Source organism: Salinivibrio sp. HTSP, assembly GCF_003390965.1.
In the GTDB taxonomy this organism is placed as follows: domain Bacteria; phylum Pseudomonadota; class Gammaproteobacteria; order Enterobacterales; family Vibrionaceae; genus Salinivibrio; species Salinivibrio kushneri.
Genome location: NZ_PXUD01000103.1, coordinates 1 through 8,850, shown reverse-complemented (window position 1 = coordinate 8,850; position 8,850 = coordinate 1). Strand labels below are relative to the sequence as shown.

General features: G+C 51.6%; 10 protein-coding genes. 7 read left to right on the top strand and 3 right to left on the bottom strand.

Annotated elements, in window-relative coordinates; translation table 11 throughout:
* Positions 1 to 129: 129 nt before the first annotated feature.
* The 5 genes from C7A19_RS14610 (at position 130) to C7A19_RS14590 (ending at position 4,593) form a co-directional block, all read left to right on the top strand.
* Positions 130 to 804 (top strand): response regulator transcription factor, encoded by a 675-nt coding sequence (locus tag C7A19_RS14610; RefSeq protein ID WP_077459105.1) that lies wholly within the window; start codon positions 130 to 132, stop codon positions 802 to 804.
* Positions 801 to 2,090 carry a HAMP domain-containing sensor histidine kinase gene (locus C7A19_RS14605; RefSeq protein WP_116645264.1) on the top strand — a complete coding sequence of 430 codons (1,290 nt, stop codon included), beginning with the start codon at positions 801 to 803 and terminating at the stop codon, positions 2,088 to 2,090. Before C7A19_RS14610 ends, C7A19_RS14605 begins: the two co-directional genes overlap by 4 nt.
* Positions 2,091 to 2,165: 75 nt before the next feature.
* Positions 2,166 to 2,924, top strand: coding sequence for a MipA/OmpV family protein (locus tag C7A19_RS14600; protein ID WP_116645263.1), 759 nt, complete (start codon positions 2,166 to 2,168; stop codon positions 2,922 to 2,924).
* A gap of 27 nt (positions 2,925 to 2,951) precedes the next feature.
* Complete coding sequence (locus C7A19_RS14595; protein WP_116645262.1) at positions 2,952 to 4,049, top strand: alpha/beta hydrolase family protein; 1,098 nt, start codon at positions 2,952 to 2,954, stop codon at positions 4,047 to 4,049.
* Between the two features lie 64 nt (positions 4,050 to 4,113).
* Positions 4,114 to 4,593 (top strand): YaiI/YqxD family protein, encoded by a 480-nt coding sequence (locus C7A19_RS14590; RefSeq protein WP_116645261.1) that lies wholly within the window; start codon positions 4,114 to 4,116, stop codon positions 4,591 to 4,593.
* 38 nt (positions 4,594 to 4,631) lie between these two features.
* Here the strand turns inward: C7A19_RS14590 and C7A19_RS14585 are convergent, their stop codons facing one another.
* Positions 4,632 to 5,534, bottom strand: a complete 903-nt coding sequence (locus tag C7A19_RS14585; protein WP_116645260.1) for a LysR family transcriptional regulator — start codon at positions 5,532 to 5,534, stop codon at positions 4,632 to 4,634.
* A 167-nt stretch (positions 5,535 to 5,701) separates the two neighbouring features.
* Between C7A19_RS14585 and C7A19_RS14580 the strand changes: the two genes are divergently transcribed.
* Together C7A19_RS14580 and C7A19_RS14575 are read left to right on the top strand one after the other, a co-directional pair.
* Complete coding sequence (locus tag C7A19_RS14580) at positions 5,702 to 6,571, top strand: MBL fold metallo-hydrolase (RefSeq protein ID WP_077659005.1); 870 nt, start codon at positions 5,702 to 5,704, stop codon at positions 6,569 to 6,571.
* Positions 6,565 to 7,191 (top strand): DsbA family protein, encoded by a 627-nt coding sequence (locus C7A19_RS14575; protein WP_116645259.1) that lies wholly within the window; start codon positions 6,565 to 6,567, stop codon positions 7,189 to 7,191. The genes C7A19_RS14580 and C7A19_RS14575 overlap by 7 nt, the downstream gene beginning before the upstream one ends.
* Positions 7,192 to 7,258: 67 nt before the next feature.
* On the opposite strand, the gene C7A19_RS14570 is transcribed toward C7A19_RS14575, so the two are convergent.
* On the bottom strand, positions 7,259 to 8,422 hold the full coding sequence (locus C7A19_RS14570) for a DEAD/DEAH box helicase (RefSeq protein WP_116645258.1): 1,164 nt from the start codon (positions 8,420 to 8,422) through the stop codon (positions 7,259 to 7,261).
* 127 nt (positions 8,423 to 8,549) lie between these two features.
* A complete protein-coding gene (locus C7A19_RS14565) occupies positions 8,550 to 8,750 on the bottom strand; it encodes a hypothetical protein (protein ID WP_069363105.1) in 201 nt (66 codons plus the stop codon).
* Between the last annotated feature and the right edge of the window lie 100 nt (positions 8,751 to 8,850).

The window sequence follows — 8,850 nt, the reverse complement described above, 5'->3', positions numbered from 1 at the left end:
TCTGTGAGAGGGATGAGGCGGCAACGCCTCACCCTACTCGATGTATCGGACGAGATCAAGAGAGTGGGGTGTATTTTATCCAATGGATTCGTGTAGATTAAAAACGACACGGATAGAAGAGCACGCCGCATGAAAATACTCATCATTGAAGATGACCACGATCTCAGCTTAGCGATTTCAGAATATTTAGAGCTGCATCATATCGACTGTGATTTTGCCTATAACGGCGAAACGGGTATTCAGCTTGCCAGCCAGCAGACGTTTGACTGTGTGATACTCGATAATATGCTGCCCAAAACACAGGGTATGGCGGTTTGTCGTGAGCTGCGCGAACAGGGCATTGATACCCCGGTGTTAATGCTGACTGCGTGTGATGCGGAAACCGACCAGCTTGAGGGCTTTCGTGCTGGTGTGGATGATTATGTGGTCAAACCTTGCACCATGCCCTTGTTGCTCGCACGTTTACAGGCCTTGCATCGGCGTCATCACCCGGTGCGAGAATGTATTACCATTGCCGATCTGACGATTTATCCCAAAGAGCATATCGCGTCGCGCGGTGACACGCCGCTTAAACTGACCCCCATCGGCTGGAATATTTTAGTGTTGTTAGCGCGCCGCTCACCCACTGTGGTGTCCAAAAGCGATATTGAAGAAGCGATTTGGGCTAGTGAGGATGTGCGGCAAGGGACCATTAACGTGCACCTTCACCATTTGCGTAAAGTGGTTGATAAGCCCTTTGCTAAAACGCTGATCCACACCCATGTCGGCATTGGTTTGTCCCTTTCTGAGGCTCCGCCTGTATGAGCCAAAGTCCTGTTCGAAGCCTCGCGGCACAATCGCGCCGCCAGCTTTTGTTGATGGCGGTGGCGGTCTTTATCGGATTATTGGCGCTTGTCACCGTGTTTAGTTTTTATCAAATCAGTCAGGCAGGCAAAAACTACATGCGGCTCGATGCTATCAAGCTAGAGCAAAAGCTGGCCGCCGATCCTAACTATCCATTGCCCCAAAGCGACACTGTTAGTGCGTATCGAGATTGGCAGGCTATCCCAAAATCGGTGCGTGATTTGTTTTCCTCGAAGCCGATACAGCCCGATGATCCAATTGAAATACAACGCATTAATGACAGTGGAACGCGTGAGTATGGCTACTTGTTGTACTCCGACCAGCACCTATCGCAAGGGTTATACCTGGTTGAATTTGAAGCGGCTGAAAAAATCGAGGCATTAGCCGCCATGATTGTCGAGCGCTCTTTGGCCGATGCCAGTGTGTTAATTGCCGCTTTTATGCTGGTGCTTGTCACCGTGATTGGGCTGTTGTTCAACAATGCACTGAAGCCACTGAAAGAGTTGGTGGCATGGTCGGCGCGAGTAAAAGCCCACCCAGATCAAGCTATCAATGTGCGCTTTTCGGTACGTGAGATTAACCAAATTGCCGACCATTTGATGGCCTCGTTGCAACAGGTGCGTGAGTATAACCAACGGGAACAGCAGTTCTTAAAGCATGCCAGCCATGAACTGCGCACCCCCTTGGCGATTATGCAGGCTTCCTTGGATACCTTGTCACTGCGCATCGATGACAAGGATGCCAGTTATCCGGCATTACAGCGCGCCTCGCGTGCCAACGCCAATATGATGGCACTGTCTGAATCACTGCTTTGGCTGGCACGGCAACATCCAGATAAGGTTCGCCAATCAAAGGTCGACCTTGGCTCGCTCTGCGCAACCCTGGTGGATGAGCTGGCGTATCTTGCTGCGCATAAGTCAGTGACCGTCCATATCGATAATCACAGTGATCCTATTTGTATCGAGAGGGAATTGTTTCGTATTGCGAGTACCAACCTGATTCGCAATGCGCTCACCTACAGTGCGTCCGGCGTGATTGAGATTAAGATCACCAACGGGCAGTTTTCGATTGCTAACCCCATCGATTCAGGCGTGAACGAAAATCAGATCGGATTTGGTCTAGGTCTACAACTTGTTGAGCGTATTGCCGGTCAGCTCAACTGGCATTTTGAATTTCAGTGCGACGCTCAGATGGCGAGGGCGATTATCAATTGGGAAGCCGCACACAATTTGAGGGACGAGCCTTAAGGTTTTCTTAATACTGGTTGTTTCAAGATAAGGGCGAACTCTCAGTTACTATTTCGCCATTATGGAGAATCGCCGGTGAATCCATTTGCTACGCTCATCTGTTTACTTTTGACCTTGATGCCTTGGGTTGGACACGCGCAAACCAACAGCGTGTCTGGGGATAATTATCTGACCGTCGGGTTGGTTGGCTATACCGAGCCGTCGATTTATACAGATGGCGAAGATGACCAAGACATCGAGCTGGTGGTTGAGGCGCAATGGGAGGGAATTTTTTATCGCAACGACACCCTAGGTGTATATCTGGCCGAGGGCGACAGCTGGTATGTGTCGGCGGGTGTGGGCGACGATGTGTTTGGCGACCACGCCCGCGGTGAGAGCAAAACCCTCAAGGATATGGAAAGCCTTGATAAGGTGTATACCGCTAATCTAACCACGGGCTGGATAACATCGGTGGGCTACTTTGAGCTGGGCTATCATCATGATATCTCGAACAACCATAATAGCGGCGCGGTAGTGGCCCGTTATGGCGCGCCGATGGAACAAGGCCAGTGGGTGCTTGACCCTCAAGTGTCACTGACTTGTGTGGGTCGCGCGGTGAGTCGTTATTATGTCGGCGTGTCAGCGCAAGATACCAAAGCCGGCCGACCGACTTATCAACCTGATCAAACCTGCATGCTTCAATCTGATCTCAACCTCTATTACACGCTTGGCCGTGCGCATCATCTTTTGTTAGGGGTGAGTTATCGCCACTATGGCGATGAGGTATCAGACAGCCCGATTGTTGATAGAGACGAGCTGTGGTCGTTCAATACCGGCTATTTATACACCTTTTAGCGGTAATTGGGTGGAGGGAGAAAGGGGATGAAGTGGCTAAAGCGAAGTTTAATAGCGCTGGTGCTGATAGGCGCGTTTGTGGTGATAGTCATGGATGAACCAAACGCAGGGCTGCAGCGTCAAGCCATTCACTTTAACGCCGGCGATAATCAGCTCGCCGGTGAGTTAATTTTACCTGAAGGTAATGAGACGCCACATCAGTGCGTGGTGTTTGTGCATGGCTCTGGTGACGTGCCGACCGATGCGTTTGGTTATTACCTCCCACTTTGGCGAGTGTTAGCGGCGAATGGGTGGTGTGCGTTGTCTTGGGATAAGCCGGGCGTGGGGGATTCAAGCGGGGATTGGCGGTCGCAATCGATGCAAGATCGGGCCGATGAAGTCGCGGCGGCGATTCGCTATTTGCGCCAAACCTTGGGGCTAAAGGATGGCAAGCTGGGGTTGATGGGCTTTAGCCAAGCTGGCTGGGTGATCCCTAAGGTGGCGCACCAAGTCGAAAACATCGACTTTTTGATCAGTGTCGGCGGGGCAGTCAATTGGATGGCGCAATCCCAGTATTCTGGACGTCAACGGCGATTAGCCACCGGATACAGTGAGTCAGAGAGTGCGGCAGAGCAAGCTGCCGAAGAGAAAGTGGATGCTTTGATCCAATCCGGTGCGTCGTATCAGCAGTATCTAGACCATATAAATCAGGATGACAAAGCGCCCATGAGCGAGGCCTTCTGGCAATTTGTACAACGTAATTGGGCCTCGGATGTGACCGCGGATTTTACCGATCTCGACGTGCCCATGTTAGCGTTGTTTGGTGCGCAGGATGCTTATGTCGATTCGGATAAAACCGCTTCAACCTATCATCAACTGTTTGCTAACGCGCCGCTGCCTTTTTATCACGTGCGTGTGCTTGAACATGCCGATCACAGCCTACTGCGCACCGACAACATCGCCAATGCGCACAGTAAGCGTCACCGCTGGTTAACACTGGCACGGATTTGGTGGCAGGGGGAGGCAGCGTTCGCCGATGGTGTGATGCCATGCTTAACGGCTTGGCTGGCTCAGTTTGAGAGTGGGCAACCAAGACCGACAACTATCTGCGTGCCCGAGCTAAACACGAATACGACGCAGAGGTAACGTTTCATTTTGCGGTGAATTGGGGTTTAATGCAGGCATTGACGCTAACGCTAAGAGAACCAGCATGCAAATATGGGTAGATGCGGACGCTTGTCCGGTCGCGATGCGCGAGATGATAGTCCGCGCGGCACACCGAACACATATTCAAGCCACCTTTATTGCCAACCAGTTTATTCGTTTACCGCCGTCGCCCTATGCCAGCGCACGTCAGGTAGAAAAGGGCTTTGATGTGGCGGACAACCAAATTGTTGCCGAGGTAAAGGCGGGCGATTTGGTGATCACCCAAGATATTCCGCTCGCGGATGAAGTGATTGAAAAGGGCGTGACGGTGATTAACACCCGCGGTGAATTGCTGACCAAAGAAAACATCCGCGCCCGGCTTAATATCCGCGACTTTATGGAAACCATGCGTAGTAGCGGCGTGCACACCGGCGGGCCTGCTCCGCTTGGTCCGCAGCAAAAACAAGCCTTTGCCAACCAGCTTGATAAATGGCTGGTTAAAGCCCAGCGTTATCATGCCGCGCAAGCAAAATCATCTGATTAAGCCGGCGCGCTTTTTCTCTTACTAAATTGCTGCTCTCACTAAATAACAACCGGTGCCCACTCGCTATCTGCGAAGTGGGCAATCAGCGCATCTAGCAATGCACGCACTGCTGGTGGTTGGTTGCGACGTGACGGGTATAAGGCGTAGATATCCATTGCCTTGGGTTGCCAATCGGGGAGCACTACCTCTAGCTGACCTCGCGCAATGGCACTATGAGCTAGGTACACCGGCTGCATGCTCACGCCCATGCCCTGAATGGCAGCACTGAGTAAGGTAGTCGCCTCGTTGGCTGAGAGTTTACCTTGCACCTCAACTGCGGCGTGTTCCTCGCCTTTGTCTAAATGCCAAATTGGCCGATCAAATTGTTTGTAACTGAGACAGCTATGCGCGGTGAGATCCTCCGGTGAGCGGATTGGTGTATGGGCGGCTAAATAATCCGGTGCCGCCACCAAGACGGAATCACACGCGGCGATCGGGCGACCAATTAGGGAGGGATCCGGGTTGGACGCAATACGGATGGCAATATCAATCCGTTCCGCAATCAAATCGACCGCCTTATCCTGTACTTCAATATCCACATCGACCCCGGGGTGAGCGGCCATAAAGGGTTTTACTGCAGGGATCAGTTGCGCAAAGCCAAACGACATACTGGTGGCCACCCGCACTTTGCCAGTCAAGCCCGCCTCTTGCTGCCATTGCTGTGTCAAAGCATTGGCTTGCTCAACCCATTGTTCCAGTTGTGGCAAGCTTTGCTCGCCAGCGGAGGTTAACGATACTTTGCGCGTGGTGCGCTGCAATAAACGCACGCCTAACCAGTCTTCCAGCGCTTCGACATGGCGAGTCACCATCGGGCGCGACATCTCGAGACGCTCGGCAGTGGCGGTAAAACTTTGCGTAAGGGCTACATCAATCAATACGCGGGCGGCAGTCAGTGTGTCCATGTCAATCTCATCTATGCTTAAGAGCCACCCGTTCGTAAGGCGGGATGACCCGTTTACATGCTCGAATTATGAAATAATGATGTAAATTATTAGCTATATATCTGAACAAGTCGAGCCCGTAAACTGCACAGCATCTCAACACCGAATGCAAACAATGGAGCATGACGATGAAATTGATAAAAACCCTAGCTGCCTCTTTATTACTGACCGGTAGCGCAATGGCAGCAAATAATGCTGAACCCTTGAACCTAGACGTGTATAACGCGGATGGTAACAGCTTCCACGTAAACTCAACCTTGGTGTATGGCGAAACCGAAGCCATGGTGGTTGATACGGGCTTTACTAAAGCAGACGCGCTACGTATTGCCGCTAAAGTGTTGGACTCTGGGAAAGAGCTAACCACTATCTTTATTAGCCAAGCTGACCCAGATTACTACTTTGGTGCGGAAGTGCTGCACGACATGTTTCCTGACGCAAAAGTGATCACCACACCGGCAGTGCGCACCACCATTGCAGAAAAACTGGACGGAAAAATGGCATTTTGGGCCCCAAAAATGGGTGACAATGCCCCGCAAAACCCTGTGGTGCCAGCTGCTTATACCCGTTCATCACTGACACTGGATGGCCGTAAAATTGAAATTCGCGGCGCGAAAGGCGAGTTGGCGCACCGTCCGTATCTTTGGATCCCAGCCAACAAAGCGATCCTCGGTAACGTCGCTGTGTATGGCAATGTTCACCTTTGGATGGCAGACGCACAATCCGACCAAGCACGTGAAGGTTGGGCCGCACAACTAGAAGAAATGGCAGCACTGAAACCTGAAGTGGTGATCCCAGGCCATATGAAAGCAGGCACGGCACTAAACGCTGACACCATCACCTTTGCCCAGCAGTATTTGCAAGACTTTGCCGAGGCGAAAGCCAACAGCAAAGACAGTGCTGAGTTGATAAAAACCATGCAAGCGAAATATCCGAAAGCCGGTTTGCCGATGGCTTTGGAAATTGGTGCGAAAGTGCACATGGGAGAGATGGAATGGTAAACGTCCACTATATTTTTGACCCAATGTGTGGCTGGTGCTTCGGCGCCGCCACCTTGATAGAAAGCCTAAGTAACAACCCTGAGATTAACTTGCAGCTTCATCCAGGTGGTATGCGTGAGCGTGCGCCGATTGAAGACAGCTTTCGTCAACACATCTTGGCCGCAGATCAGACCATTGCTGATCAAACCGGACAGACATTTGGTCAAGCCTATCTTGACCGCGTGGCAAGCGACCAGCCGGTAATTTTGGACTCCTTTATGACCGCGCAAGCCATCCTCGCTGCCCAGCAGCTTGATGGTCAGGGTGCAGAGATGCTGAAACGCATCCAGCGTGGCCATTATCAGCAAGGTCGCTCCGTCTATGAAGCCGACACGCTCGCAGAGCTTGCCAGTGAGATGGGGATAGAGGCAGAGGCTTGGCAGCAGGCGATGAAAGGCGCCGAGCATGACGTGATGCCCGCGGTGAATCAAACTCGTCAATTGATGGCAGCGCATGGCTTGCGCGGTTTTCCATCCATGCTGGTGGAGCAAAACGGTCAATGGCAAGCCATCACGGTGAGCCAATACTATCGCCGCCCAGATGCATGGCAGGCGCTGTGGCAAACACTGACTGAGGCATAAAGCAAACAAAACGGCGAGCATGAGGCTCGCCGTTTTTATTTTGTTGCAATCATAGTCTACGTATTCGTCACTTGGGCGCAGTCAGCGGCACCGGCTTTTTGGGCTCAAAGCCTTCGATGATGCGACGTTCAAGTGGGTGCCCGAGACGTGCTTCAACCATGCGCAAGTTTTTGGTGTTGTCTTTTGATACCAGTGAAATCGCTTCGCCTTGAGCACGGGCACGGCCGGTACGGCCAATCCGATGGACGTACTCGTCGGCCGGGAAGGGCAGATCATAATTAACCACGCGCTCGAGCGACTCAATATCAATGCCGCGTGCGGCGACACCGGTGGCAATTAAAAATTGGATGTCTCCGTTTTTAAAGTCTTCCAGCAATTGGGTCCGCACGGCTTGGCTGCGTCCACTGTGAAAAGCTTCAGCGGCAACGCCACGTTTTTCCAGCTGGGTGGCGAGTTTGGCGGCGCCATGTTTGGTTTCGATAAAAATCAACGCTTGCGTCCAGTCATTCTCTTTAATCAAATGACTAAGTAGTGCGGACTTCTTGTCTTTATCGACTGGAATACACCACTGAGTAATGTTGTCTTTAGAGGCATCCCGCGCGGCAATGCTGATTTCTTTGCCTTCATCACCAATGGTTGCTTTGGCTAGATCACGCACTTTATTAGACAAGGTGGCAGAAAACAGCAGACACTGCGTGCTTGCCGGCAATCGGTCGAGAATATTCTGAATGGCATCAATAAAGCCCATATCGAGCATGCGATCGGCTTCATCCAGCACCAGCACTTCTACTTCATCTAGATAGACGGCACGTTGGCTGAGTAAATCACGCAACCGTCCCGGCGTAGCGACTAAAATGTCGACGCCCTCGATCAAGGCTTGCTTTTGTGCCTGCTCGTCCATGCCGCCAACCATTGCCAAGGTTTTTAGCGCCGTAAACTGGCTGTCTTGACGTGCGCTCTCTTCAACTTGCAGGGCCAGCTCGCGAGTGGGGGCGACGACGAGTGCGCGAGCGCGCTTTTTTCGTCCCGCTTCACCCGAACATAATTTATCGATAATGGGCCAGATAAAACTTGAGGTTTTCCCCGTGCCCGTTTGCGCTGCCGCAATTAGATCATGCCCTTGTTGGATGATCGGAATCGCTTTCGCTTGAATGGACGTTGGCGTGGTAAAACCGCGGTGGGCAATGGCTTGGCAAAGCGGGGCGCTTAACCCTAGTTTTTTAAATGGCATAACAGACTCAACAAACAAGAAGCGTGTGCCCGCGTTCCCGCCCAGACACACTGAATGGCGTGGAGTCTAGCACGAACCTTTCAGTAACACGACGCAAAATCTGCTGGTGTACTCGTCACGGTTTATTCTAGGCCGCGTACTTTCTGAGCTCATGAGGATATACCCGCATACCATTGAGCGTGTTTTCATACACGGCTTGCTCGCGGAGGTAAGACCAGGCATGGGCCTCTGTCCCGGTTTGCGCCGCTAATCGATCGATAACAGCGTCGATATTTCGGCCAGCATAGTCTTTATGAGGGGTAAAAAGTTCCTTAATCGCGGATAACATAGCACGCTCCTTATGTGTAACTAAATTACATTTCAGTATGAATTTATCATAGTACGTCTTTTAAACGTGATCAATGTTAAACCATATGTCGATATTAAAT